A 25,745-nucleotide genomic window follows, 5' to 3' on the forward strand; every position below is an offset into this window, starting at 1 on the left:
TTTATCACCACTTATTAACATATAAAAAAAGCCAAAAAGCTGATCTTGTCTGCTTTTTGGCTCTTTAAAAATTTATAACTCTGACTATAATTCCTTAAATAATTTTTATCTAGCCATTATATAAATTTTTTTCATGTCTTCCATATTAAGTTTTTGGAATTCCCCTATGGTTCTAGTATCTTTGAAGCTACATTTATAAGCTAGTTCATCAATTTGATCATCTGTCAAATTAACTCCAAGTTCTTTTATTGATATTGGCATATCAATAGAATGATAAAAACTTTCCATTGCTTCTATTCCCTCTAATACAACTTTTTCTGGATTATAAAAGTCATTGGTTATTCCCATTACGTTTACAGAGAATTGTACAAAACGGCTTATATTACTTTTATACACATACCTAGCCCAGCTTCCCCAAACTGCTGCCAAACCAGCTCCGTGGGCAACATCAAACACACCTCCAAGTTCATGTTCTAATTGATGACATGACCAATCGCCAACTGAACCACATCCAGTTAAATCATTATGCGAAAGACTTCCTGCCCACATTACTTCAGCACGTGCATTATAATCTTTTGGATTTTTCATTAATATTTTTACATTATGAATCACTGTTCTCATTAATCCTTCGCTAATTCTATCTGTTATCTCCATGCTCTGTTCTTTTGTAAAATAACGTTCCATAGTATGCATTAATATATCAGTAGCTCCACTGGCAGTCTGATATTTAGGTAATGTATAAGTAAGTTCCGGATTCATAATTGCAAATTTACAACGTGCATACTCAGAATTACATCCTCTTTTCAGCCATCCTTCTTCATTTGTAATAACTGATGAATTGCTCATTTCACTTCCTGCAGCTGCAATAGTTAAAACTGCCCCAACAGGTAAGCAGCCAGTTGGAATAACTTTTTTACTATATATATCCCATACATCACACTCATTAGCTATGCCATATCCTATTGCTTTTGCTGAATCAATAACACTGCCTCCTCCAACAGCTAATATAAAATCCACCTTTTCCTTTTTGCACAAATTGATTCCTTCATATACTTTTGAAAGTCTAGGATTAGGTACAACTCCACCTAAGCTAACATAATCGATTTCAGCTTTCTTTAAAGATTCAAAAATTTTATCCAAAAGCCCAGACTTTTTCGCACTGCTTCCACCAAAATGAACTAGGACCTTCTTACAATTTTGATTCTTTATAATAGTGCCGATCTGTTTTTCTGAATCCTTTCCAAAAATCACTCTCGTAGGAGCATAAAATTCAAAATTCTTCATTATTAATGCACTTCCTTATTTCTAATTTAGTATTAAGTTCTTTAATAATATATTACTCCTTCGAGACAGCTCTAAGTCAAGAGAAATATATGAATAAAATTGTAAAATAAAAAACTAACTTCTTGATTGCAAGAGTAAATTCATCTTACAAGAAGTTAGTATCAATTGAATACGTAACCTATCACAGCTTCAAATAAAAATTTATTACTGAACACATATAAGTTAAAATTATATTACTAAACTAAATTTAAGATATTGCATTATAAAAAATACACTCTTAAAGTTTTATATTAAAATAAATGATATTATTTAAAATATTACCAACATTCTAAGTTTTAGATTTTTATCTTTCTATGTAAAGACCTTTAGAGTGTGATGTTATTCATTTCATTTATCATATTGGTGACTAGATCATCCATTCCTATATTCTCTAGCCCACTAGGAACTATAAAATTAGGATCGTCTAACTCTCCACCAGCTTTAGCTATAATTTGTTTTGCTCTTTCGGCATTATTTTCATCTGTATTTACAATCACCTTATAATTTACATCAGCTATTTCTTCAAAACCGCCCATACCGCTTACCATTGGATTTGCAGCTGCCATTGGCCCGTAACCCGAATCAACCGTAGGATTGTCGTTAGATAGTATTAAATTTGCCAAACTATTTGTACTGCTTTCAGTGCCTGGCCTGTTTTGCCCTGGATTATCATTTGTATAATGATCATTTATATCTGCCACAGCATCTTTTATACCTATTTTATTTAATGCTTCTACAGCTTGATTAGCAGCTTTTATACCACTAAAGTAACCTTCTATCTTCATAAAAAATACCTCCTTTTATAATTTTATTCAGTGGTATTTTTTCACTATGTTTAAACTATTATTCCTAAATCTTGAATATCTAAATATCTTTTTTAAATCTTTATACTAAAAAGCAACTGCAGGGTTGCTTCATTTACTTATCCCACAATTGCTTTTTTATAATTACCTATTTATTGGGTTCACATGGATATATATAATTTCCTATGGTACGAACTCTCAATCTTTCTGGATCACATTCTTCATGATCTGGAATTACGAACACTATTTTACGTTCGATAGTTCCACATGCATCACGATCACAAGGATCTTCCTGTGCCATTGTTACAAATCCTTTGAATGCAAGTATTCTATCACAATCATCATATAAAATAGCTGCAATAGCTACTTTTTTGCCTAAGCAAACATTATTGACTTTTATTTTTACTGTTACTAATTTTGCACCATGCTTTTCCAAATTAACTGGTTTTGATTTGATTGTACTACATAATTCGCAGTCATGCTTAGTACACTTACATTTATTTTCATATCTTTCCATTCTATACAACTCCTTGCATATAAACTCAAAATGAAATAAAAGTTACTTATATTGACTTGGTCATTTTAAATTTTTATAGTTACATATATCATTAAAATATATCTTCAACATAAAGAATAAGTTGATATATGTTCTCCAAAATCAAATGAGTATCTTTAAAACGCTTTTAATGCACATATGCAATGCTTTATCAGCAACGAATTTTCAATGAAAATATTTAATGCGCTTCCTATGTTTATAATATATTCTCTAATAAATATTTATGTGAAAGAAAACGACATTTTTTCCTATAAAATAAAATCATCAATTAAAATAAAATGATATTTCCTGTAATAATCTTCTTTTTTCTTTGCTATTATTTGAAAACAAATATAAAATTAGTTATGATATAATAGATATACAACTGTTTTAGGGGGACATATATGATTGGAACATTACTTATAAACAGGTATGAGTTGCTTGAAAAAATAGGTGAAGGTGGCATGGGAATTGTCTATAAAGCAAAATGCCATTTATTAAATAGATTTGTAGCTGTAAAAATATTAAAATCAGAATTAAGCAATAATGAAGAATTTATTCTCAGATTTAAGAGAGAGGCAAATTCAATTGCAAGTTTATCACATCCAAATATAGTAAATATTTATGATATTGGCTCAGAGAATAATATTAATTTTATTGTTATGGAATATATTAATGGTAAAACATTAAAACAAGTATTAAGGGATAATGTACGACTCAGCCCTGATACTACCTTAAATATATCTTTACAAATGGCTGAAGCTTTAATATACGCTCATAAAAATAATATAATTCATAGAGATATAAAGTGCGATAATATTTTAATTTCAGATGATAACATTGCAAAATTAACAGACTTCGGAATTGCAAAACTTCCAAATTCTTCAACAATAACAAATTCAAATAAAATTATAGGCTCAGTACACTACTTTTCACCAGAACAGGCTAAAGGAGGATATGTTGATTTCAGAACTGACATCTATGCTCTTGGTATTGTCATGTATGAAATGATTACTGGAAATGTTCCTTTTAATGGAAAAACGTCTATTTCAGTAGCAATTATGCATATACAAGAACCTGTTATTCCGCCAAAGAATTTTATTGCAGATATACCTGAAAACATTAATTTAGTAATTCTAAAAGCCTTAGAAAAAAATCCAGCCGATAGATTTAAATCAGCCAAAGAATTCGCTAATGTTTTAAGTTCACTAAAAGAAAATCCTAACTTAAAAATAGACTTTAATAACACATTAATAGATGATTCAACTGTCATGATTGATACACATAAAGAAATTGATCCCACTGTGGTTATGAGCAAAGAGCCAATACAAGAAACTGTGCTATTAAAGAGCGTCACTAATAAGTTACATATAAACAACCTAAAAAGTAAATCCAAAAAAGTTATTTTACCAATTGGGGTAATTGCTTTTTGTATTGCTGCCTTTGCCTTAGGTAAGTATTTCTATGGAGGATTATCTAAAAATACAGGATATAAGGATTCTCCTATAAATAGCAGCATTGAAGAAAATACTTTAGGAACCACTAGTAAAGAGAATAATGACAAGTTGCAACCAAGTGAAAAAAGGCAAGTACCACTATTAGTTGGAAAATCTCAAGATACTGCTGAATCTATTATAAATAATAATGAATTTTTACTTGGAAATATCAGTTATGAATACAGCGATAATGTATCAAGCGGCCTAGTTATAAGTCAATCTCCTACTGTTGGCACATCTTATGAAAAAAGTGGAAAGATAGATTTGATTATAAGCCAAGGACAAAAAGTTACTCAACCTGCACCAGAAACGAAAAAAAATAATAGCAATAATAATGGCAATGGTAACGGCAATGGAAATGGAAAAGAAAAAGAGAAAAAGCAAAAAAATAAATGACCAAAGGAAAGTTTATCTCCTTGGTCATTTTTTATTAAAATTGTACTTTATATCCTGATATTAGTAGTTTCACGACAGCGTTATAACTTTTAATTCCTTCTGTTTGGCCACCAGCTTTTAGTATCTTATCATATACATTATCATACAGCTTTGATATTTTACCTCTGTAATTGTTCCAGTATAGTGAATCATTTTTTAATTCTAATTTTACATTATCTGAAAGTTCATTATTTATTCTTTTAAAAGCCTCTTGATTGAAATAATATAAGTCATTCATACAGTAAGAATACGCCATAAGGTATCCACTATATTGGTATTCATAATTTTTAGAGTTAGCGCATGCTAGAAAACTTATATAATTTGCCTCATCTTCACTATTAAAACCTCTTACATGGCTCAATTCATGACAAATTGTACTTGGAACATTCCATCTGGGCATATCATTATTATAATTAGCTTCAAGGGTAAAAGTTGTTTCTCCCTCCAACAATTGATATGACATAAGTTTTGAAAAAACAACTGGCTTTGGATTTGGATAAAAACCTTGCAAAGATGGATAAATTTCTCCTATACGTTCCATACTGATTATTCCTTCTTTTCTTGCATCATAATCTAGCTTTAATAGTCCATCTTCACCCCTTTTTATCTTTCCATCTAATTCATTTAGTCTAACTTTTAGATAATCACAAAGTTCTATTAGTTTTTCTTCTGAATTATCCTGCACTTTTAATCCAGTTAATTCAACAAAATTTGATCTGAATGAGTTTATCCCTAGAGTCATTATATTTAAAAATACAAATGCTGATATATATATAAGCACATTTGAAGTTACTCTGATTATTATTTTTTTTAATGAAAGTTGTTTTGAAAAAAGTAAATATGTATAATTTACTGTTCTTACAAGAATATATATAAGGAAAGCATATAATATTATTTCGTATACTGAAAATGGTATTAATGACAAACATCTTGAAAGCGTATTTACCAATATTGAATAAATATACTTGTAATAGAAATTTGAAAATCCATATATATATCGTGCCATTACAAATAAAAGGATGCTGAATCCAAGTAGTAATCCACTTGTTATAAACTTAGTTTTAATTGATATATTCTTTTTTCTTTTTAGTAAATTTCCCATTCTCAATATTCCTTTCTTACTAAGAAACTAACCTTCTAATATTGTAAATCAGTTCCAATATCATTATAATATCACTTTTTATTTTTACATTCTATACTAAAAAAGGCAGTAAATTTATAAACACAAATTCACTGTCTTTTTATAATTCCTATACATATCTTACAATATTGATTTTGTAAATAAAATTTACTCCTGAAATACTATATAAAAAACCTTCTAAATATAAAGTGCCATATAAGTAGCTTATATGACACTTTACCGACATTAAATCAATTATATATGATTTGCGACTTCATATGCATCCCAGATAGCATACATAATATTTGAAACCTTACGTGCATCTCCTAAAAGATAGATTTCTGGAATCTCAAATTCCAATTCTCTATATAAAGAATTTTCCTCTTTATATCCTACTGAAAGTATTACTGAATCACATTTAATTTTTTCTACTCCATTTTCTGTTTCTATCTCAAGATTTCCATCCTTATAAGCTTTAACTTTTGAATTTACTTTTACTTCAATACCGTTAAATGGTATTAATCTTTCAAGCATTTCACTGTTTGCAGAACACAAAGGACCATTTAGTGCAAGAATCTTATGCAATGCTTCTACTATAGTAACTTTCTTACCCTTCTTAGCTAGATCAAGTGCTAATTCACAGCCAACTAATCCACCACCAACTACTACAGTATTATTACCTGACTCTTTCTTTCCTAATAATACATCTGCTGCTGTAAATACTTTCTCATCATCTCCCAATGAAAATACTTTAGGAGTAGATCCTGTTGCTATTATCACAGAATCTGCCTTATAACTTAGTATTTGTTCTTTTGTAATTTCACTATTTAAATTAACTTCCACATTTAGTTCCTTCAATGCGTTTGCATACCAGTTCGCTAATGCAATATCATCTTCTTTAAAGTCTGGCGAACCTCCTGGTATAAGATTTCCACCTAATCTATCAGTCTTTTCATAAAGTACTGGTTCATGCCCTCTAAGAGCTAAAACTCTTGCAACTTCACAACCTGCAACTCCACCACCAACTATAAGTACTTTTTTCTTTCCTAATATAGGAGTTAATGCATTGTCCTTTTCTTTACATGCTTGTGGATTTACTGCACAGTTAAGCATAGCATAATTTTGAAGACGTCCCATACATCCTTCTTGACATGATATACAAGGTCTAATTGAATTACACTTATTTGCCCTTAATTTATTTACATAATCAGGATCTGCAAGAAGTGGCCTTCCAAGACTCACAATATCACAAGTTCCATTTTCAATTGCCTCAATAGCCATATCAGGATTGTCCATTCTTCCAGCACATATTACTGGAACATCAACAGTTTCTTTCATTAATTTAGCATATGGTCTGTATAACCCCTTTTCTTGATACATTGGTGGGTGACTCCACCACCATGAATCATAAGATCCAACGTCTATATCTAATGAATCATATCCATAGGATACAAGTAACTTAGCAGCTTCAATACCTTCTTCTAAATCTCTTCCTTTTTCAATAAATTCTTCTCCTGGAAGTGCTCCATCTCTTAAATCTTTAATAAAACTCTTTGGAGAATATCTAAGAGTTACAGGGAAATCCTCTCCACATCTATCTTTAATTTCTTCTACTATTTCACGTGCAAATCTAAGTCTATTTTCTAGGCTTCCACCATATTCATCAGTTCTATGATTAAATAATGAAATAGCAAATTGATCTATTAAATAACCTTCATGTACAGCATGAATTTGTACACCATCAAATCCTGCTCTCTTTGCGTTATAAGCCCCATCTCCAAACTTTTTAACTATAGATTTAATTTCATCTATTGTAAGTTCACGACATATTTTATCAAGCCATCTATGTTGAATTGCTGATGGTGCAACTGGTGAATATTCTCCAAGATTAGTAGGAATTGTAACCCTTCCAAATCCACCTGACATTTGTAAAAATACTTTTGCATTATATGCATGTATCCTTTCAGTCATTTCTTTGCTTGTTCTAACAAAATGTACTGGATTATGTGTAGGACATGGAGTACTTGGCATACCATGTTCTTCCACTTCATTATCTACAAAAGTAACTCCAGTGATAATTAGGCCTGTCCCACCTTTAGCTCTTTCAGTATAGTAGTCAATTCCCCTTTGATTAAATCCACCTTCGCTATCAGCTAGTCCAAGTGGTCCCATTGGCGCTAATGCAAAACGATTTTTTATCTCACAGTTACCAATTTTAATAGGTTCAAATAGCTTTTTATACTTATTCATAAATTTCCTCCAATAATGTTTAAACGTTTAATTATCTGATTATCCTAATTCCTTTATTCAACTATATTATAATACTGCAAAAATAAACATGTCAATATTTACATGTTTAACAGTTAATATTTTTCTATTTCACTTTATATTTTACTATGCTAAAATTGTCATTGGATAAACTCAAGCAAATAAGCTACAGAAATATTAGAGGTGCATGTATGAGAACTTTAAAGTATGCTATTTTAGGACTTATTAATAGAAATCCTTTAACCGGATATGATATAACAAAGGAATTTAACTCTGGATTAGTTGAATTTTGGTATGCTAAGCATAGTCAAATATATCCTGAATTAAAGAAATTAACCGATGAGGGGTTAATTTCATACGAGACTGTTATACAAGGAGAAAAGTTAGAAAAAAAGTTATATACTATAACTGAAAAAGGGCGGAAGTCATTGCAGAAATGGCTTTCAAAAGACGATCCTTTAGAGCCAACCCCAAAAGATATTTTTAAACTTAAAGCTTATTTTTGTGATGAGATGGATCACGATACTTTAGTAAAGCAGTTTAAAAATGCACTAACCAAACACATTGAAAGATTGGAATACCTTGAAAATTCAATGGATGAGCTTTTAAAGACAAAAGACATTTTAACAGTATCCTCTTCAGATTTCGGGGGCTATATAATATTGAACGGGGCCATCATGAGGGAAAAATCATACATAGAATGGCTAGAAGATTGTTTAAAAAAGATGCATTTATAGTATACAATTTTCTTGGTAAATTAATCTTTAACTGCTTAGATATAGATAAACAACTTTGAAACTAGATTTATGCGATAACTTATTGAAATCATATATATTTTGATTCCGAAAAGCTATGAAAATATTGCTGAATGTTCTAATCAGTAGGTTGTATCCTCTTTACAAAAATAAATTAGAAATTTAATTTATTTTTGTCAATAAATTAGAATTATTTTTTTAATGTGAAAAAGACTATATAATAAAATATCGTAAGGAGGATCACAAAAATGAAAAACTCTAAATCAAAAAGCTTATATATATTAGTAATAATATTGTTTATAGTAATCATATCTGCATTTTCTTTTTTCAGACATTCCAATAGTAATCCGCCCAAAGGCAATAGTGATTTATCAAATAACGAAAGCCAAGACCCTTCATACTATAAAAGTCTATATGGCACTTGGACTATTGAAAAGCATATACCTTCCAATATAAAAACTGCTCTAAGTGAGTCTACTATTTCTCTATGTATAGGTCAAAAGTTTACTATAGAGAAAGATAAGATTTCCTCAATTTACGGAGCTGTATCTGATCCAACTATTAATGAAGGAACAATTACAGCTACAGAATTTTATAACACTTATAATGATACTTTCAAAAATCTTGGTATTTCAGGTGATAAAATTAAATATATAAAAATAACTGAGCCTGAAAAGACAACTCATTCTGCAACTCTTTTTATTACCGATGATGAAAAAGTCTATGCTCTATTAGGTGGAGCACTTTTTGAATTAAAGAAACAGTGAAAAAGCTAAAAAGATAACTAAATTAATACTAGTTATCTTCTTAGCTTTCTTATTATTTATTTCCTTGATTTCTCCATGAAGTAACATATTCATCTAAAATTTTATGAAGTGCCTCTCCAATCCTTGAATATGCATCATCATTAAGATTAGCCAGAGATATTCTAATTGACCACTCTGGTCCTTTAAAGCCTCCACCACTTAATAGAACTATAGCTGATTCCTCAGCTAATTTGTATAAAATATCTACCGGCTTATAGTTAATTTGAAGATATTCACCAAATTCACTTCCATAATAGCAAGTAGCCCATTCTAATAAATCAAATTCTGTATAATATGCAGCATCATACGGATCTTCTCTTAAATCTAATCCGAGGCCATTAAACAAAAGCTTTTGTCTTCGTTTGCAAATATCTTTGGTTTGTTTTTTATATATGTTTTCTTCGTCTAATAGATCAAACGCACAAAAGAAGGCCATTTGAACTTGCTGTGGAGTTGATAATCCTGCCGTGTGATTAAGAGCTACTTGTCGGCTGTCTGCTACAATTCTATCTATAAATTTTATATCATCTGGAGTCGTTGAAAGATCTCCATACCGCTGCCTTAACTCAACCTTTTTATCTTCTGGTAAATTCTTTAATAATTTATCAAAGACATTCTCTGAATAAAGTGATATTGTTCCAAGTCTCCATCCAGTTACTCCAAAATATTTTGAAAAAGAATAAACACCTATCGTATTATATGGCAAGTCTGCCATTAGAGATCTATAATTATTTACAAAAGTACTGTAGACATCATCTGAAATAATCATTAAATTAGGGTTATAATTTTCTACTATATTTATTAACTGCTTAACGCTCTCTGGTTTAATTGCTACAGAAGGGGGATTGCTTGGATTAACAACAAATAGAGCTTTAATACTAGAATCTTTAAGCTTATTAAGCTCTGATTCTGGGTATTGCCAAGTATGGGTTCCATCTTCTGTAAGTTCTGTCGCTTCAATATGTACAATTTCAAAGTTATAACGTGGCAAATGTGGTATTTCCAAATAAGGCGTAAAAACTGGAACCATTAGTCCTATTTTGTCTTCAGGAGCCAGCAATTCATTTGCGATTAAGCTATCGAATATATAACACATTGCTGCAGTAGCCCCTTCAACTGCAAAAATATTAAATCTCCCTACAGGTGGTTTGTTATAACAAAGCTCTGAGACAAGATACTCATGAACAATTTTTTCAATATGTATTAGCATCCTATCTGGCACTGGATAATTATCTCCTATAATAGAGTCTGTGAGCTCAAATATCCATGAGTCTGCATCAAAACCTTGATTTTTAATACCATAATCGATTATTCTTCTTAAAAGCTCTATTCCTGGCATCTCTTTGTTTTTGTCTAAAAAGTTATACAATCTCTCAGCTATCCCCTCTTTTTTAGGCATACCAGCTAAATCGCCATCATTCCAAACTCTTCTTGTTTCTTCTACTGCAAAAATTCCAAAAGTGAAAAAAGCTTCCCTAGGTGTTGCAGCAGTCCAGTTAGGATTACCTCTTCCTGCATTTAATAACGTACGGGCGCTCTTTTTTCTTTGCCCCTCAGCTAAATTTATTAATTCATTCTTGAATTCAAATGGACTTATTTTACCATAAACTTTTTCTATTTCTTGACGCTGAACATTTTTAATACTCATAAATAGTACTCCTTACTCAAGTTATATGAACATATTTGTTATTATTGTTCAACAAGTTACGATAATTTATTCCTAACTGATCATACAACTTTTTAGAAGAATATTTTTTCAAATACCGAAAAATTATCAAATATGCACTTAAATTCCCACGAAAATGTCTCTTGAATATAAGCTTTAAAGATGTTATTATTATTTCACGGCAATGAAAATGCTTGTCATTATAAGTAATTTTCGTGCTAGATGGGGAGCTAGCGGTGCCCTGTAACCTGCAATCCGCTATAGCAGGATTGAATTCTCATTATAGGCTTTAATCCATTTGGTCAGTCTAATACAAGTGGTGTTGAGAATCGGGTCCCATGCAGCAGAAACTCGTGAATTCCGTCAGATCTGGAAGGAAGCAGCGGTAAATGATAACTTCTGAGTGCCGTGGATAAACCTAGTTTGAGCTAACTATATTAGTAGCGCAAGTATGTTAATTGTCAACAATGAGTGCACGTTTCCTTGATTATTAATTCTGAGATATTCGTTAAGCTCTTATTTTGAACCTACAAATTAAATTCGGGAGTTTAATATTTAGATGATGAAATGTACTTTTGAGTGAATCCTTTTACGGTTTTAAAAGCGATTGAGGCATCTGTGAAAACACCCACCTATCGAGAGATAGGCGTCAAAATTAGAGTACCGATATTTTGGATCTTATTTTAGAGATTTAAAGCCAATGCTTAATAACACTAAGCATTGGCTTTTTGATTTCTTGCAAATAAACGAGGTTCTATCCATGATTCTCTATCTTAATAAGTTTTAAAACTGATGATAAACCAATTAGAATAAAAAATGCAACTGCTAAAAAGCATGATATCATGATAACAACGCCTTCCCATCCGTATAAAGACCAAAACGTTCCTCCAGCAGTTCCACCAACGCTTGAACCAACATAATAAAATAATAAATAAAGAGATGACGCCTGAGCCTTATCATGAGTTGCTATTTTGCCAATCCAACTACTAATTATTGAGTGTCCTGCAAAAAAACCAAATGTTAAAAGAGCTATTCCAATAATCTTTAGCAAAAGACTTACATTTAATGTAATGCTTATCCCAAATAACATTATAAAAATTGAAATGCATAACATTATATATTGTCCATGTTTATCTGCTAGACGTCCCATAAATGTTGAACTAAATGTTCCTACTATATATATTACAAAAATAAAGCTCACTAAGGTTTGGCTCAAATTGTATGGTCGTTCAATTAATTGAAAACCTATAAAATTATATAACGAAACAAAACTTCCCATAATTAAAAATCCAATACAATATAAGCAAAGAAGATTAGGATTCTTTAAATGATTAAAACTTGATTTAATTAAATTTTTAATTTCAAATGATCTAGCCTCGAAATGCTTTGATAAAGGCAGCTTTCTCCAAAACAAAAAACTTGAAATAAGTCCTAAAATACCTATAACTGCTAACGCTAATCTCCAGTTAAAAAAATCATTAATTACCCCTATAATAATACGTCCACTCATTCCGCCTATAGAATTACCACTTATATATAATCCCATTACTAATCCTAAACTTGATTTGTCAATTTCCTCACTAATATAAGCCATAGCTATTGCAGGTAATCCAGCTAAGACAAATCCTTGCAAACATCGTATTACTAGCATACTGTTAAAATTAGGAACAATAGCCGTCAATACTGCTAGTATTGATGATGCAAAAAGAGAAAAACACATAATTGGCTTTCTCCCAAGAACCTCTGACAATGAACCAAAAATCAACATACTAACAGCCAATGTACATGTTGTAACTGACAGCGATAAACTCGCCATTGTAGGTGATATACCAAATTCCTTAGACAAATAAGGCATTAATGGTTGTGTACAATATAAAATCGCAAATGTATTAAAACCGCCAGCAAATAAAGCAATACTAGCATGGCGAAATTCACGTGTACCTTTTTGAATATAGCTCATAATAATCACTCCATACTTTATTCTATGAAACATGGTTATAATAACCACTATAATTTTAGCACAATGAATTATACGTTTAATTTATAAAAATAGTGTAATATTTTGTATTAGGCCTATGATAACGTTTATAGATGTATATTTCTACACTTTTCATAAAAACATAAACAAGGTAAAAAATATACCTTATTCTTAAAAATGTAACCGTTAAAAATCCATCTATATTCTTCCTATAATTCAGGCCTTGACATTGATGCAATGTGGAGTTTATTATATGATAGATACTATATATAGTATTAAAAATATAAAATATAAGCATGAAAAAGAGGTATTGTATGCATCCAAAAGATTTTAATTATAAAATGCCTGCTGAATGGACTGCTCATGAGCGTACATTCATATCTTGGCCAGTAAAAGATTCAATGTGTCATCCAGATAACTATAAAGATGTTTGTGCTGGATATGCAGAATATATTCAAGCAATTGCTGAATTTGAACCAGTTTCAGTAATTGTTAATCCATATGAATTGGATAATGTAAAAAAACTTTTTAGTGAGTCTAATATAGAACTACTCCCTATTGAACATAGTGATGCATGGCTTAGAGATAATGGCCCTACATTTCTAATTGATGACGAAGGAAATAGAGCAGGTGTAAATTGGAAGTTTAATGCCTGGGGTGAAAAATATGCACCATGGGATTTAGATGATAAAGTAGCTCCGCAAATTTTAGAGCATTACAATATTAAAAAATTTGATGCTCCTTTAATTATGGAAGGAGGTTCTCTTCATACTGATGGTGAGGGGACATTAATTACTACTGAAGAATGTTTGCTAAATCCTAACAGAAATCCTAACCTTACTAGAGAACAAATTGAAACATATTTAAAACAATACTTGAACATAGAAAAAATTATTTGGCTTAAGAACGGACTAGATGGTGATGAAACTGACGGCCATGTTGATAATATAGCCTGCTTTGCTGAACCTACTAAAATAATTATTCAAACTTGTGATGATCCAAATGATGCAAATTACAAAATTACTTTAGAAAATATTGAAATCTTAAAGAATTCAACAGACGCAAAGGGCAGAAAGTTTGAAATTATCCCAATTAATCAGCCACCTAGAGCTGAATACAAAGGAGAAAGGCTAACTCTAAGTTATCTAAACTTTTATTTTGTTAATGATGGTATTATCTTACCTACTTTTGGTGGAAATGCATCAGAAGCAGACAAAATGGCTGAGAAGGTATTAAGTTTAACTTTCCCAAAAAGAAGAATAAGAACTGTAGATGGAATGGCTGTTATTAAAGAAGGCGGTAATGTACATTGCACAACTCAACAAATGCCATTTCCAAGAAACCTAAAAGTACTATAGAAAAATAAGATGAGGTGATAACATGAGAAAAGTTAAAGTTGCAGCTACACAAATGAGCTGTTCTTGTAATATTGATGAAAATATTTCTAAAGCAGAAAAATTCGTAAGAGAAGCAGCTGGAAAAGGTGCTCAAATTATTCTACTTCAAGAATTATTTGAAACTCCATATTTTTGTCAAAAAGAGAAGTCTGATTACTACGTATATGCTACCGAAGTAGCACAAAATAAAGCAATAAATCATTTTAAAGAAATTGCTAAAGAGCTTAAGGTAGTATTACCAATCAGCTTCTATGAAAAGAAGAATTATGCTAGATATAATGCTATAGCGATAATCGATGCTAATGGTGAAATACTTGGAACTTATAGAAAGAGTCACATTCCTGATGGTCCTGGATATGAAGAAAAATTCTACTTTAATCCTGGAGATACCGGATTTAAAGTATGGAATACACGCTACGGAAAAATCGGTGTAGGTATATGTTGGGATCAATGGTATCCTGAAGCTGCTAGATGCATGACTTTAATGGGAGCTGAAATGATATTCTATCCTACTGCTATTGGTTCTGAGCCACAAGACGGTTCTATTGATTCAAAAGACCATTGGCAAGCTTGCATGTTAGGTCATGCTGCTGCAAATTTAGTTCCTGTAATTGCATCAAACCGTGTTGGAGTTGAAGAAGATGAAGATTCTAAAATAACATTTTATGGTTCTTCTTTTATAGCAGGTCCTCAAGGAAATAAACTTGTTGAAGCTAATCGTACAGAAGAAACAGTATTAGTTGCTGAATTTGATTTAGATCAATTGGAGACACAACGTATTGAATGGGGAATATTCAGAGATCGTCGCCCTGATTTATATAAAATAATTACATCATATGATGGAGATTTAATAATTAAATAGCTACTATCTTCATTATTAAATATTAGAATTTTTGAAAAAATAATAAGAGCTAAATACTTTTTAAAGCATTTTAACTCTCCCTCTAAACATTTTTAAAAATTCATTATTTTAAAAGCTATGATTATAAGATATCAAACACTCTTATAACCATAGCTTTTATTTTAATCTTATGATATTTATAATTTGAATTTTCCTTCTCCTCCTTATATCCCTCTTTATTAATATTTTCATAAGCTATTTACCACACATCTTCCGACCTATTGCATTTCATAGCCTTTTATTCTGTCATTAAAAATTGATGCTTTTGTAATTGCTTCTTCGATACAACTCATCTGCAGCCCGATTTTTTCCTATAAATTGTTATATTCTTAAATTGCTTTCTTGTTAAATTTGTATACTTTTTCCTTTATAAATTGTTTTCTTCATACCTTTTTAAATTGTTAAATTTAAATACTTTTTCACTTTTAAATGTAAATATGTTTTAATTCTTATATAGTTTTTACTACTATAGTTCTTTAACTGCTTTCCTTGTAGAAATTAATTTCTCCTCTACTTCTTTTATGTTGTTTCTAATCATCCCAATATATAACATATCTATTACTGCTAATTGAGAAATTCTCGAGCTAATTGCTCCCTCTCTTATGGATTTTTCTACAGCTGGTATACGAATTACTATATCAGAAATATCAGCTATAGTATTATTTACACTAGCCTTTGTTATTGCTATAACTGGAACTTTTCTATGCCTTGCATTTTTTGCACACTTAATGACTTCCTTAGTCTCTCCTGAATATGATATTGCTAGTGCTACATCTCCTTCTTCTAATAATACAGATGAAGTTATTTGAAGGTGAGTATCTGTATTACATATACATCTCTTATTCATCCTGCTTAGTTTATAATAGAAGTCCTGGCCAACAAGCCCTGATACCCCTACGCTAAAAATATAGATATTTTTAGCGCTTATAAGTAATTCTATTGCTTTATCTAAACATTCTTCATCTAGTAAGCTGACCGTTTGTTCCATAATTGAATCTACTGATTGTTTAATTCCATAGATAATATTTTTTGTTCCTAAATCGTTGTCTAAATATTGAAACTGTATAGCTCCTGCTTCCTCTTCTTTGCTAATATTAATAGATAATTTGAGCTTCAATTCATTTAAAGTATTAAACCCTATTTTTTTAGCAAATCTTACTACTGTTGGAGCTGAAGTTTTGGTGGCCTCTGCTATATCTCTTGCAGACATTGATATAATCCTTTCCTTAGTTTCTATTAAATAATCTGCTATTAACTTTTCTCTATCTGTAAAGCTGTCATAATTTTGCTTAATATACTGTAATACATTCATAATCTCACACCTTATCGTACTTGGTTTTACTCTTACAATTATTTTATATTAAAATAAAATCTTTTACCACCATCTATATATTTCAATAGATATAAGTAATCTTTCGCAACTGAAGCTATGACATTTGTTCTAATATCAGCTTTTTGATTTGTTTTAAGAATCTGTAATTCTCCCATATATCTCATATATTTTACATTGTCCAATGTAATATCACCGAAATTCTTGTCTATTGTATTAAATGGTTCTATAGTTTCTCCATTAAGAAGTAATCTACTTTCAGCTGCTCTTATTGCATCTCTAGCCTCATCTATTCTGTGGGTATAAGTTTCTTTTAGCAATTTTAGAGTTATATCATTATAATCTTTTAACTCTATTAGTAGCTCAACTGCATTAGGATCTAATGATGATAAATCTTCTAGTTCTTTTTCACTTGGAAGCGAATCTCCAATGAAAACGCATTGATTTCCTAATGCAAATAAATGGTTAGCAGCTTCTCTTACATTTTTCCCTCTATGATCCTCTAATGTTGGTAATCCATCTTTTAAAGGTGCTCTTCTTCTATTATTCGATTGCACAAAAGCAGAAACTTTAATTCCTCTCTCACTCAAAATAGTATTTTTTTCTTTCATACATTTTTCAGAAATTCCAGTTCCCACCCTTGGATAAAAATTGTGAAGAGCATCTATATTCTCATAGTGTGGTGAATAATTATCTAATCTCTCAAAAAAGCTCTTAGTAATTGTTGATGCATTTAATTGAATTTTAATTCCATAAGGATTTTTGCTCATTCTCGCTATTTCTTCTTCGGTATATCCAAAATCTATTCTAATAGTCTTAACACCCATATTCCCCAATCCTTTTAAATCCATATTCTGTAATTCTAAGAACTTAAAAGTATTAGGTGAGATATCACTTATTATATCCATATTATATTCTTTTGCTAACTTAAAGAATTCTATTATTTCCAACTTTAAAATATCATAATTTGCCTCTGGTATATGAAGGGATGTAAATATCCTTGTAATATTAAGATTATGTGCATCCTTTAACAATTTTATATTTTCTTCTTTAGTATTATCCAATCCAAAATAAACAGAAAATCCATAATTCATAATAATGCCCCTTTGCTAGATTTATATAAAATTAAATAAAAGTTTTTTATAATTCACATATAATGATAATTTATTTATATAGCTACTATAATTTTATTCTCTTATTCATTAACTAAAAAGACCCTTTCGGGTCTTTTTAAAATTATTCAATTGGATCGTCAAAACCTAAAATATTAGTAAATAGATATCCACTTGCATATGATACCAATACTCCTATTAAGAACACTCCAATTTTCCCATTTGCGATTAACAACGCTAAAGGTAATCCTGATACCCCCATGGCAACTGCTCCTACTTTAAATATAGCCATTGCTGCACCACCAACTGCAGCTCCTAAACAAGCTCCAACAAATGGTTTACCAAGTGGTAAAGTTATTCCATATATCAATGGTTCTCCTATTCCTAAAAATCCTGGTACTAATCCATTTTTAGCAATTTTCTTTAGTCTTTCATTTTTTGTTTTTCTTAGTACAGCTATAGTTGCTCCTACCTGCGCCATTCCTGCTGTTGCTAGTATAGGCAATAATACAGTATACCCAACATTCGCTATTAAATCTGCATGTATTGGAGTTAAAGCCTGATGCATCCCTGTCATAACTAATGGTAAAAATAGACCTCCTGATACAGCACCTGATATAACTGCTATAAGAATATTATCTGATGCTATTGTTTTTGCAACTAAGAATCCTATACTATCTGAAATAGCTCCTCCAACTGGTTGAAGGATAAATAGTGCCGCTAATGCTGAAACTGAAAGTGTGACTAATGGAGTAACAAACAAATCTAATACATCTGGTACAACTTTTCTGCATGCTTTTTCAATAAAACATGCTAACACTACTACTAATATTACTGATATAACCCCTCCACGTCCTGGAGTTAATTTTTGTCCAAAAAGAGTTATGTTTGCAAGAGTTGCTGACGAAAGAATTCCACCTAATACTCCACCTAACATTGGCATTTGTGATCCAAATTCTTTTGCTGCATTTACACCAACTAAAACTGATAATATAGAAAATACTCCATTTCCTATAAGCCCTATAATTTGAGCAGCTGTTGTTTTTGTATAAGCATCCTTAAAATACACTCCTGCAATATTATTTATTGCAAGCACAAGGCCACAAGCCACAAATAATGGAATCAAAGGGATGAACACATTTCCTAGTTTTTTAAGAATATTTTTAAATTTAGTATCATTCTTTTCCTTCAATTTAGCCTTTGTTTCAGCTACTGCATCTTCTCCTATAACTACCTTTGTTCCTATAACTTTCTTTACTTCTTCAGTTACTTTATTTACCTTTCCTGGTCCATAAATAACTTGTAGTTGTTCTTTAGTCTTAACTACACCAAGAACTCCTTCTGACTTCTTAATTTCTTCAATATTAGCTTTTGAAAAGTTATTTAATTCAAATCTACAACGTGTCATACAATTAGTAACTGATTTTACGTTATCTTTACCTCCAACTAATTCTACTAATTTTATAGCAATGTCTTTATTTGTCATAAATCCCCTCTCCTTTACTTATTATCTATTTCTTGTAACGCTTTAGCTATATAACCTTTATTTTTGTCTAATTTAATTCTCGCCTCATCTTTATTTAGCTTTGAAAGCATCATAAATATTGCTAGTTTGACATCGTAATCTGTTTTATTTAGTGCTTCTGTTGCCTCTTCCATGTTTATACCTGTTGCTTTACAAACTATTCCTTTAGCTCTTTCAATTAGCTTTTCATTTGTAGCTCTTAAATCTACCATTAGATTTCCATATACTTTTCCAAGCTTAATCATGACACCAGTTGATATCATATTTAATACTAGCTTTTGAGCCGTCCCAGACTTTAGTCTTGTTGAACCTGTTACAACTTCTGGACCAACTACTGGTGCAATTGAAATATAAGCTTCCTTTGCAACATCTGAATTTTCGTTACAAGTCACCGAAACTGTTAACGCACCAATTTGATCAGCATACCTTAATCCTCCTATAACATAAGGGGTTCTTCCAGAGGCTGCAAGTCCTATTATTGTGTCATTCTCTGTTATATTTTTACTCTTTAAATCTTCCACTGCTAATTCTTCTGAATCCTCTGCCCCCTCTTTTGCTCTAAATATAGCTTCTTTCCCCCCAGCTATAATTCCTTGCACTAACTCTTCCGAAACTCCATATGTTGGTGGACATTCTGAGGCATCCAATACACCAAGCCTTCCTGATGTTCCTGCACCTATATAAATTAACCTTCCTCCTCTATGGATTCTTTCAGCTATCATATCTATAGCTTTTGCTATTTTAGGAAGCTCTTTTTCTACAGCGTTTGCTACCTTTTTGTCCTCATCATTCATGATTTTTACCATTTCTAAAGTTGATACTTTATCTATATTTATTGTCGTCTCATTTCTACTTTCAGTTGTTAGATTTTTCAAATTTAAACTCTCCACAATTACCGCCTCCATATAAAACATTTAATTTTGACTACGTTTTCACTTGATATATATATCATATCACCTTTGAAATTTTGTTTCAATATATTTTATAAATAATATTATTTTGTTTCTAAAGTAATATTTAGTTGTATCATATATTCTCTATTTCTGCAGGTTTAACTAGTTTCTTTATAAGATATTGTTATATTAATTCTAAACCTCCTTAATAAAACAACTTAAATTTCTTGTGTAAATACTATTACAAATTATCTATAGACATTAGTCTAAATTATCATAAAAACCTCTTGCATAAGAAATTTAAATATGTTATTATATCTTCACGGCCTAAGAACAAATGATATTAAGTTGTTCAAGCAGGCTTATGTATTGATTATAAATTCTGGAATATTCGTTAAGCTCTTATTTTGAACCTACACTTAAAATACGGGAGTTCAATTATCTAGATGTGGAAATGTACTTTCATATGAGTCCTTTTACGGCTTTGAAGGCGATTGAATCATCTGTGAGAGCACCCACCTATCGAAGGATAGGGGTCAAAATTAGAGTACCGGTATTTTGGATATTATATAAGACATTCTATGCCAATGCTTAATATTAAGCATTGGCTTTTTATTTTCATAAATTAAAACTAAAATAAATGTTTAAAAACTCAAATTAATATCTGCTCTTTTTAGTAATTATTTTTATTATCCTACATATGTGAATATAGCCTCTATATCTGCATTTATAATATTTTCTCCTGCTTCAATAGGGGTAGTATTGCTGGTAGATTTAAGAGTCATTACTAGTGGTGTACTAGTGGTCTCATTTTGTTCATTTATTTGAATTGGTATAATATTTAACTTTACTTTAAGTTGATCAGCTAAAACTCGTGCTTTATTTTGAGCATCTTGTAGAGCTCTTCTTAACGCTTCATAATAATACTTTGTTTCATCTGAGACAATAAAGATAATCCCAGTTAATGAATTTGCACCATTGCTTACTGCAGTATCAATTACTTCACCTACATTATTAATATTACTAATTAAAATCTTCAAATTATTTATTACTTCATATCCTCTAAAAACCTGCTTCCCATTGATGTAATCATAATTTGGACGTATGCTATAATTTTCGGTTTGTATATTCTTAAGAGGTATTCCCAATGCTCTTATACTATTTATAACTTCTTGAGTTATCTTAGCATTCTCCTCCTGCGCGACTTCCAATTGCAAATCTTCAGTTATAACTCCAACGACTATTTCTGCTAAATCTGGTTTTACACTTACCGTTCCTTTTCCAATAACTTTTAGCCTATTAGGTGAACATTCATCATTGTTAAAATCATTTAAACTATAGATACCTCCCTGCCCTAAAGTATGCATCCTATTTTTCCTTTCAAAAAATTAATCATTAATTCATACTATGATAAATCACTTGAAATGTCTCTAAACTATATATATATCAATATAACAATGCTTTATACTTAGAAAAAGCCTTAAATTTATTTAAAATTTAAGGCTCAAATATACTTTACTGAATTCAAAATCTTAAAGAGAATAATGTTTTTCCACAACTTCTCTTGTAAACCCATAATCAATGATGACTGGCTTTCCATCAATCACGCCCCAACTGCTTTTCCTACAAAAATCCCCCAATAATAACCTATAATTTTTCTTTATTTCCTGTAATTCCTGAGTTTTTAAAAATTCATCCTTATTCGATACATTAAAATGCTTCCATACATATAAAATATCACTTATCCTGCTTGCTTTTTCCATTATAAGTAAGCTAAAGTCACTTGAAACTTGTATAACTTTTGCAAATAACTTAGTCTGATCATTATCCGAAATAATATATTCAGCTTTATTTTGTGCTATTCCAGCTTTATTTTTTGCTATCTTCAAAACATATCCATTTCCTAAATCAAATACTTTCCTGCCAGAACCTGAACCAATATATTTATAATACCCTTGTTTTATATTAAGCATAACTTTATCAAAATCAATAGTCATTCTAGCACCTACTCATAACCATATTTTAATCTATTCGAATACTCTACATATTACATTACTCTATTCTATTAAAATTTGTTCTTATTAAACTAAACTTTATTTTTATTAGTGCTCTGCAATTTCTTATATAGATTAAAATAATAAATCAACATTTGAATCTCTAGCAAACCAAGTGCTCAATTAAGAGCATAATATAGAAACTTAATTTCAATATATTATATATACTTATAAAATATTTTGTTAATCCATTGGTTTTATATGAATATATTAAGCACAGTCAATATTGTTAACTATATTTTTATATCGAGTTGACAATCTTAAATATTAATTATATACTTGTCTTGAAATTATTTAATAAATTGGGGCGTGGTAAAATTATATGGAAAAATTAGCAGAAGAAATTATTAACGGAAGACGATTAACTAGATCTGACGATTTAGAATTTTTATTAACTTGTGATTTAAAGAAAATTTGTGATGGTGCTAATAAAATTCGTAAAACACTATGCGGAGAAAGCGTGGACCTTTGTACAATTATTAATGGTCGCAGTGGAAAATGCAGCGAGAACTGTAAGTTTTGTGCTCAATCAAACCACCACAAAACAGAAATTAAAGAATATGATTTTTTAGATCCTAATGTAATTTTAAAAGACTGCAAAAAAAATGAAGCTAATGGTGTACATAGATACTCTATTGTTACAGCAGGAAGAGCTTTAGTTGGGAGCGATTTTGATAAAGCTGTACAAGCATACAAAATGATGAATAAAGAATGTTCTATCAACTTATGTGCATCTCACGGTTTTTTAAGCGAAGAACAATTTGTACTTTTAAAAGAAGCAGGAGTCACAATGTACCATGCAAACATAGAAACTTCTAAAAGAAACTTTCATAATATTTGTACTACTCATTCATATGATGACAAGATTAAAGAAATTAAACTAGCGCAAAATGCAGGTTTAAAAGTTTGTTCCGGTGGTATTATAGGAATGGGTGAAACTTGGTATGACAGAATTGACATGGCTATAAGCTTATCAGAGCTTGGAGTTATATCTATACCAATAAATGTATTAATGCCTATCAAAGGTACTCCATTAGAAAATTTAAAAAGGATTTCTAATGACGATATCTTAAGAACGATTGCAATTTTTCGTTACATAAATCCAACAGCTTATATTCGTATGGCTGCCGGAAGAACTTATTTTGAAGATGGAGGAATAGAAATTTTTCAATCTGGATCTAATGCAACGATAACTGGTGATATGTTAACTACTGTAGGTAACAATACATGCCAAGATAAAATAATGTTGCAAACACTCGGTTTTTCAATTTAAAAAGAATTATAGAAAAGAAATATACTATATAGAGGAGATTTAAAATTATGGAAAATATACGTAGAACTAACGCGCGTCAGTTGACAATAATCGGAATAATGAGTGCTTTTATATGTACAACTGCACCATTTTCAATTCCTATTGGCATAGTACCAATTACATTAACAAATTTAGCGATTTACCTTACTATATATATAATAGGAAAAAAGGAAGGAACAATTAGTTATCTTATTTATCTTCTCATAGGTGCATTGGGATTGCCAGTTTTTTCAGGATTCTCTGGGGGATTTACTAAATTAGCAGGGCCAACAGGTGGATATTTAATTGGATTCGCTTTTATGGCATTTATAAGTGGAATATTCATTGACAAATTTCCTAATAAAATTTTTATGTGCTTTTTAGGTATGCTGATAGGTACACTAGTAACCTACATATTCGGAACAGTATGGCTAGCATATGTTGCACATCTACCATTTAATAAGGCTCTAGCAATTGGTGTTCTTCCATTTATTCCTGGTGACCTTGCAAAGATGGTAGTTGCAGCACTAATAGGGCCTCAGATTAGAAAAAGAATTAAAAGCGCTGGATTATACTAGTTAAAAATATATGTATTAATGAAAAAGGAGCTTCTTTATATTATAAAATTAAAGAAACTCCTTTATATTATAAATCAATTAAATTCACTTCTACTTTTTTCTGACTTCCCTAAATATTCTCTCACTTATCTCTTCAACCTCTTCATTATTCAATCCTTTTCTTTTAATAGCATTAGCAAATATATTTGTCATTTGCTCCCAATCACTAATTTTCTCTGAATGTAATTTTATCTCTTCTAATAACTCATATACCTTTTTATTCATACCATTACTCTCCTCGTCAAATCTACTATATTATTATAACAAAAAAATAAGAATCATAAACAATATTTCTAATGTCCATGATTCTTATTAATTAAACCTCTTTATGAGAAAAGTCTGTAATTATTTTATTATCATCGTCTTCTGTTTTCTTTATTTTACCTAATTTAATCTTAATAGTTAGTGTCATGTCTTTCCTCTTCCTACATACTAATTAACGTGAATAATTAATCTTTATATAAGTGTTATTTATTATTTTATAATTGAACTTCGCTTTTATACTATCAATACTCGATATCTTTTCAATATAATACATATCTGCTAAAGTTAAATCTCTTAACTCTGCAACAAATTCGAATTTAGAACACTTTTCCAAATTATCATTTATAACTTTCATGATTTCATTATGTATCTTCATAGCATATCACCTCTCATATATATATACTTTAAAAAAACTATCTTATTTACTTTTAGCTCTATTATGTTTAATTCCAAAATATAAAAAACCAATCAAAACTAATTAAAAAAATTAATTAGTTTTGATTGGTGGGTTGCATCATTAACTCTAAATTCTCAAGATGCCCAAATACAGAGAATTCTTCATAGTTCCCAATCTTTGTATATTTATGTTACTTTATGTCTTTCTATGTATATATTATAACAATAATATAAGAAAAATCAACATTAAATACAATAATTACCTTACAATATTTATTACATATTTAAAGGGAATTATTAAATTTATAAAAAACTTTTTTTATTGTCCTTAAATATCATATTTAAGTTTATTTTAATATAATGTTTATATTGGATTAACATATTTGTTATAATTTTGTAATAATTATCAGATATAATAGGGAAATAAGATAATTTCTTATTAATTATTTATCCTTCTATATAAAATCGTTTATGGGTAACTTATTACGTATTGTAATAAGTTACCCTTGTTAATTTTATAATTCTCATATAGATAGCCCAACTAAGACCTGATCTTATGCATATAAATCGCCGAAATCATAAATATTTTGATTCCGAAAAGCTATGAAAATATCGCTGAAGATTCTAAGCAGCAGGTTGTGTCCCATCTTAGCATGCTCCAACTTTCAGTTTAACAAGCTAAAATGGAACAACCTACAGCTAAGAACCTTTAACAGCTCATTTTCAAATGTTTTCTTCACAAATAAATATATTTATGATTTCTAGTGAGGATATGAACTT

At 30.1% G+C, this 25,745-nt stretch carries 22 protein-coding genes, 2 other RNA genes and 1 riboswitch; of the genes, 9 read left to right on the forward strand and 15 right to left on the reverse strand.

The window, feature by feature from the left end; genetic code table 11:
- Positions 1-105: 105 nt before the first annotated feature.
- The 3 genes from L3B96_RS24125 to L3B96_RS24135 form a co-directional block, all read right to left on the reverse strand.
- Positions 106-1,284 carry an iron-containing alcohol dehydrogenase gene (locus tag L3B96_RS24125; protein WP_238948783.1) on the reverse strand — a complete coding sequence of 393 codons (1,179 nt, stop codon included), beginning with the start codon at positions 1,282-1,284 and terminating at the stop codon, positions 106-108.
- 365 nt (positions 1,285-1,649) lie between these two features.
- Positions 1,650-2,108, reverse strand: a complete 459-nt coding sequence (locus tag L3B96_RS24130) for a hypothetical protein (protein WP_012058162.1) — start codon at positions 2,106-2,108, stop codon at positions 1,650-1,652.
- Positions 2,109-2,274: 166 nt separating this feature from the next.
- Positions 2,275-2,643 carry a hypothetical protein gene (locus tag L3B96_RS24135; protein ID WP_012058161.1) on the reverse strand — a complete coding sequence of 123 codons (369 nt, stop codon included), beginning with the start codon at positions 2,641-2,643 and terminating at the stop codon, positions 2,275-2,277.
- 422 nt (positions 2,644-3,065) lie between these two features.
- Between L3B96_RS24135 and pknB the strand changes: the two genes are divergently transcribed.
- Entirely contained in the window at positions 3,066-4,553 is a 1,488-nt protein-coding gene (pknB, locus tag L3B96_RS24140; protein ID WP_238948784.1) for a Stk1 family PASTA domain-containing Ser/Thr kinase, read from the forward strand.
- 34 nt (positions 4,554-4,587) lie between these two features.
- Here the strand turns inward: pknB and L3B96_RS24145 are convergent, their stop codons facing one another.
- A complete protein-coding gene (locus L3B96_RS24145) occupies positions 4,588-5,694 on the reverse strand; it encodes a DUF3810 domain-containing protein (protein WP_238948785.1) in 1,107 nt (368 codons plus the stop codon).
- A 273-nt stretch (positions 5,695-5,967) separates the two neighbouring features.
- A complete protein-coding gene (locus tag L3B96_RS24150; RefSeq protein ID WP_238948786.1) occupies positions 5,968-7,962 on the reverse strand; it encodes an FAD-dependent oxidoreductase in 1,995 nt (664 codons plus the stop codon).
- 209 nt (positions 7,963-8,171) lie between these two features.
- On the opposite strand from L3B96_RS24150, the gene L3B96_RS24155 reads away from it, so the two are divergent.
- Both L3B96_RS24155 and L3B96_RS24160 read left to right on the forward strand, forming a co-directional pair.
- Positions 8,172-8,717 carry a PadR family transcriptional regulator gene (locus L3B96_RS24155; RefSeq protein ID WP_041895957.1) on the forward strand — a complete coding sequence of 182 codons (546 nt, stop codon included), beginning with the start codon at positions 8,172-8,174 and terminating at the stop codon, positions 8,715-8,717.
- A gap of 266 nt (positions 8,718-8,983) precedes the next feature.
- On the forward strand, positions 8,984-9,502 hold the full coding sequence (locus L3B96_RS24160; protein WP_238948787.1) for a hypothetical protein: 519 nt from the start codon (positions 8,984-8,986) through the stop codon (positions 9,500-9,502).
- A gap of 52 nt (positions 9,503-9,554) precedes the next feature.
- Here the strand turns inward: L3B96_RS24160 and aspD are convergent, their stop codons facing one another.
- Positions 9,555-11,189 (reverse strand): aspartate 4-decarboxylase, encoded by a 1,635-nt coding sequence (gene aspD, locus L3B96_RS24165; protein ID WP_238948788.1) that lies wholly within the window; start codon positions 11,187-11,189, stop codon positions 9,555-9,557.
- Between the two features lie 231 nt (positions 11,190-11,420).
- Between aspD and ffs the strand changes: the two genes are divergently transcribed.
- An RNA gene (ffs, locus tag L3B96_RS24170) (signal recognition particle sRNA large type) lies at positions 11,421-11,686 on the forward strand.
- 275 nt (positions 11,687-11,961) lie between these two features.
- Here the strand turns inward: ffs and L3B96_RS24175 are convergent.
- On the reverse strand, positions 11,962-13,167 hold the full coding sequence (locus L3B96_RS24175; protein WP_012058154.1) for an MFS transporter: 1,206 nt from the start codon (positions 13,165-13,167) through the stop codon (positions 11,962-11,964).
- 332 nt (positions 13,168-13,499) lie between these two features.
- Here L3B96_RS24175 and L3B96_RS24180 point away from each other — a divergent pair, with 332 nt between their 5' ends.
- Together L3B96_RS24180 and aguB are read left to right on the forward strand one after the other, a co-directional pair.
- Positions 13,500-14,543 carry an agmatine deiminase family protein gene (locus L3B96_RS24180; protein ID WP_238948789.1) on the forward strand — a complete coding sequence of 348 codons (1,044 nt, stop codon included), beginning with the start codon at positions 13,500-13,502 and terminating at the stop codon, positions 14,541-14,543.
- Positions 14,544-14,565: 22 nt separating this feature from the next.
- The gene (gene aguB / locus L3B96_RS24185) at positions 14,566-15,444 is read left to right on the forward strand and encodes an N-carbamoylputrescine amidase (RefSeq protein WP_012058152.1); all 879 of its coding nucleotides are present in this window, start codon (positions 14,566-14,568) and stop codon (positions 15,442-15,444) included.
- Between the two features lie 505 nt (positions 15,445-15,949).
- Here the strand turns inward: aguB and L3B96_RS24190 are convergent.
- The 4 genes from L3B96_RS24190 to murQ form a co-directional block, all read right to left on the reverse strand.
- The gene (locus tag L3B96_RS24190; protein WP_238948790.1) at positions 15,950-16,795 is read right to left on the reverse strand and encodes a MurR/RpiR family transcriptional regulator; all 846 of its coding nucleotides are present in this window, start codon (positions 16,793-16,795) and stop codon (positions 15,950-15,952) included.
- Between the two features lie 38 nt (positions 16,796-16,833).
- Entirely contained in the window at positions 16,834-17,907 is a 1,074-nt protein-coding gene (locus L3B96_RS24195; protein WP_171788451.1) for a MupG family TIM beta-alpha barrel fold protein, read from the reverse strand.
- 142 nt (positions 17,908-18,049) lie between these two features.
- Positions 18,050-19,411 (reverse strand): PTS transporter subunit EIIC, encoded by a 1,362-nt coding sequence (locus tag L3B96_RS24200; protein ID WP_238948791.1) that lies wholly within the window; start codon positions 19,409-19,411, stop codon positions 18,050-18,052.
- Positions 19,412-19,425: 14 nt separating this feature from the next.
- The gene (gene murQ, locus L3B96_RS24205; protein ID WP_012058148.1) at positions 19,426-20,340 is read right to left on the reverse strand and encodes an N-acetylmuramic acid 6-phosphate etherase; all 915 of its coding nucleotides are present in this window, start codon (positions 20,338-20,340) and stop codon (positions 19,426-19,428) included.
- Positions 20,341-20,719: 379 nt separating this feature from the next.
- On the opposite strand from murQ, the gene ssrS reads away from it, so the two are divergent.
- A non-coding RNA gene (gene ssrS, locus L3B96_RS24210) (6S RNA) lies at positions 20,720-20,912 on the forward strand.
- A gap of 120 nt (positions 20,913-21,032) precedes the next feature.
- On the opposite strand, the gene L3B96_RS24215 is transcribed toward ssrS, so the two are convergent.
- Both L3B96_RS24215 and L3B96_RS24220 read right to left on the reverse strand, forming a co-directional pair.
- A complete protein-coding gene (locus L3B96_RS24215) occupies positions 21,033-21,710 on the reverse strand; it encodes an SIMPL domain-containing protein (RefSeq protein WP_012058147.1) in 678 nt (225 codons plus the stop codon).
- A gap of 165 nt (positions 21,711-21,875) precedes the next feature.
- On the reverse strand, positions 21,876-22,340 hold the full coding sequence (locus L3B96_RS24220) for a hypothetical protein (RefSeq protein ID WP_012058146.1): 465 nt from the start codon (positions 22,338-22,340) through the stop codon (positions 21,876-21,878).
- A gap of 379 nt (positions 22,341-22,719) precedes the next feature.
- On the opposite strand from L3B96_RS24220, the gene bioB reads away from it, so the two are divergent.
- The gene (gene bioB / locus L3B96_RS24225; protein WP_238948792.1) at positions 22,720-23,670 is read left to right on the forward strand and encodes a biotin synthase BioB; all 951 of its coding nucleotides are present in this window, start codon (positions 22,720-22,722) and stop codon (positions 23,668-23,670) included.
- Positions 23,671-23,717: 47 nt separating this feature from the next.
- Positions 23,718-24,266 carry a biotin transporter BioY gene (locus L3B96_RS24230; protein WP_238948793.1) on the forward strand — a complete coding sequence of 183 codons (549 nt, stop codon included), beginning with the start codon at positions 23,718-23,720 and terminating at the stop codon, positions 24,264-24,266.
- Positions 24,267-24,356: 90 nt separating this feature from the next.
- Here L3B96_RS24230 and L3B96_RS24235 read toward each other — a convergent pair whose 3' ends face one another.
- Both L3B96_RS24235 and L3B96_RS24240 read right to left on the reverse strand, forming a co-directional pair.
- Positions 24,357-24,530, reverse strand: coding sequence for a hypothetical protein (locus L3B96_RS24235; RefSeq protein ID WP_012058143.1), 174 nt, complete (start codon positions 24,528-24,530; stop codon positions 24,357-24,359).
- Positions 24,531-24,741: 211 nt separating this feature from the next.
- Positions 24,742-24,945, reverse strand: coding sequence for a hypothetical protein (locus tag L3B96_RS24240; RefSeq protein WP_012058142.1), 204 nt, complete (start codon positions 24,943-24,945; stop codon positions 24,742-24,744).
- A 118-nt stretch (positions 24,946-25,063) separates the two neighbouring features.
- Positions 25,064-25,147: riboswitch (cyclic di-GMP riboswitch) on the reverse strand.
- Positions 25,148-25,745: the final 598 nt, after the last annotated feature.

Source organism: Clostridium sp. YIM B02569 (genome assembly GCF_022320765.1).
GTDB lineage: Bacteria > Bacillota > Clostridia > Clostridiales > Clostridiaceae > Clostridium > Clostridium beijerinckii.

Excerpts from the sequence above, each read along its gene's own strand:
- L3B96_RS24175 (WP_012058154.1), bottom strand. The coding sequence starts at position 13,167 with ATGAGCTATATTCAAAAAGGTACACGTGAATTTCGCCATGCTAGTATT.
- L3B96_RS24145 (WP_238948785.1), bottom strand. The coding sequence starts at position 5,694 with ATGGGAAATTTACTAAAAAGAAAAAAGAATATATCAATTAAAACTAAG.
- L3B96_RS24190 (WP_238948790.1), bottom strand. The coding sequence starts at position 16,795 with ATGAATGTATTACAGTATATTAAGCAAAATTATGACAGCTTTACAGAT.
- L3B96_RS24160 (WP_238948787.1), top strand. The coding sequence starts at position 8,984 with ATGAAAAACTCTAAATCAAAAAGCTTATATATATTAGTAATAATATTG.
- L3B96_RS24180 (WP_238948789.1), top strand. The coding sequence starts at position 13,500 with ATGCATCCAAAAGATTTTAATTATAAAATGCCTGCTGAATGGACTGCT.
- L3B96_RS24215 (WP_012058147.1), bottom strand. The coding sequence starts at position 21,710 with ATGCATACTTTAGGGCAGGGAGGTATCTATAGTTTAAATGATTTTAAC.
- L3B96_RS24230 (WP_238948793.1), top strand. The coding sequence starts at position 23,718 with ATGGAAAATATACGTAGAACTAACGCGCGTCAGTTGACAATAATCGGA.
- L3B96_RS24240 (WP_012058142.1), bottom strand. The coding sequence starts at position 24,945 with ATGAAGATACATAATGAAATCATGAAAGTTATAAATGATAATTTGGAA.
- L3B96_RS24155 (WP_041895957.1), top strand. The coding sequence starts at position 8,172 with ATGAGAACTTTAAAGTATGCTATTTTAGGACTTATTAATAGAAATCCT.
- aspD (WP_238948788.1), bottom strand. The coding sequence starts at position 11,189 with ATGAGTATTAAAAATGTTCAGCGTCAAGAAATAGAAAAAGTTTATGGT.
- L3B96_RS24150 (WP_238948786.1), bottom strand. The coding sequence starts at position 7,962 with ATGAATAAGTATAAAAAGCTATTTGAACCTATTAAAATTGGTAACTGT.
- L3B96_RS24130 (WP_012058162.1), bottom strand. The coding sequence starts at position 2,108 with ATGAAGATAGAAGGTTACTTTAGTGGTATAAAAGCTGCTAATCAAGCT.
- L3B96_RS24200 (WP_238948791.1), bottom strand. The coding sequence starts at position 19,411 with ATGACAAATAAAGACATTGCTATAAAATTAGTAGAATTAGTTGGAGGT.
- L3B96_RS24195 (WP_171788451.1), bottom strand. The coding sequence starts at position 17,907 with ATGAATTATGGATTTTCTGTTTATTTTGGATTGGATAATACTAAAGAA.
- L3B96_RS24125 (WP_238948783.1), bottom strand. The coding sequence starts at position 1,284 with ATGAAGAATTTTGAATTTTATGCTCCTACGAGAGTGATTTTTGGAAAG.
- aguB (WP_012058152.1), top strand. The coding sequence starts at position 14,566 with ATGAGAAAAGTTAAAGTTGCAGCTACACAAATGAGCTGTTCTTGTAAT.
- pknB (WP_238948784.1), top strand. The coding sequence starts at position 3,066 with ATGATTGGAACATTACTTATAAACAGGTATGAGTTGCTTGAAAAAATA.
- L3B96_RS24135 (WP_012058161.1), bottom strand. The coding sequence starts at position 2,643 with ATGGAAAGATATGAAAATAAATGTAAGTGTACTAAGCATGACTGCGAA.
- bioB (WP_238948792.1), top strand. The coding sequence starts at position 22,720 with ATGGAAAAATTAGCAGAAGAAATTATTAACGGAAGACGATTAACTAGA.
- L3B96_RS24235 (WP_012058143.1), bottom strand. The coding sequence starts at position 24,530 with ATGAATAAAAAGGTATATGAGTTATTAGAAGAGATAAAATTACATTCA.
- L3B96_RS24220 (WP_012058146.1), bottom strand. The coding sequence starts at position 22,340 with ATGACTATTGATTTTGATAAAGTTATGCTTAATATAAAACAAGGGTAT.